This window comes from Acinetobacter sp. 228, from assembly GCF_048147885.1.
The window spans coordinates 1-1,010 of the sequence record NZ_JAYWYV010000643.1; the positions used below are offsets into that span (position 1 = coordinate 1).

At 35.9% G+C, this 1,010-nt stretch carries 1 pseudogene; it reads right to left on the reverse strand.

Annotation, left to right across the window (positions count from 1 at the left end):
- Window positions 1-78 precede the first annotated feature (78 nt).
- Window positions 79-1,010 (reverse strand): annotated as a pseudogene (locus VXQ92_RS21525) (hypothetical protein); the annotation flags it as partial.

Genomic DNA, 1,010 nt, shown 5'->3' on the forward strand with positions numbered 1-1,010 from the left:
ATGTACGACCACAATTAAAAGATTTTCTATAAACCAAAAAAAGAACCTACATATGTAGGTTCTTTTTTATCTTACTTATTATTTTCTAGCGGCAACCATTTGCTTATAAACCTCACGGAAAATTTCATAATCGATAAATTCATTATGTTCAGGTTTTAAGTTCTGAATTGTTTTTTCCGAAAGCTGTTTTTTACGAGCAGCTACATAAACATTCCCTAAAATATCAGCCGTTTCTGATAACAGATGCTTTTCTTCAGCAGAAACACCATTTTGTTTTTCAAACTCTAACTGATACTGTTTTGAGAAAAGTTGGGCTGGCTGTTTATATTGCTTCTGTAGCTTTTGCCAAGCTTCACGCCCTGTTTTACCTTGTATAGTCGTTAATACAATATGATCTACAGCACGTCCTAACTCGTGGTCAAACTGATCATCTTGTTCAAGATGATGTTTTTTCTGTAAAGCGGTAATACGCTCTAAGGATTTTCCTTGAGGATTATATGTATCTTCATCAGAGAACCAGTAAGCATAAACCTCAGCAATTTCTTGGAGTTGTTGAACTGAGTAATACTTAATATATGACGGTTTTTCGGCAGTCAATTTGGCAATAAATACTGCTTTATAAGTTTTGTCATAAGCATGCGTTGCATCATAGGTTTTGTGTGCCCACAGGGTGCTCTGAAACATCACTTTGCCCAAGCTTTTCACTAAAACCTTTAATAAAGTTTTCCAGCATAGAACCTTTACTTGCTTCAGCCACAGATTTAGCTTGTTTAAGCTGCTGCTGATCAATTGAAGTCGCTTTCCCATAATTCAGAATTTGCATATCTGCTTTAATATTGAAGCGGTGCTTAAACTCAGCTGGCGTATAATCAACATCGTAATCCATATTGACTGCACGGCCTTTGTCATCTAAAGCCACATCAATTGTGATTGGGTTTCTTTGCTTCGGTAAAGCTTGTTCAATTTCATCCTTATGTTTTAACCAAAGAGCCTTGAAGGCTTCATCATTA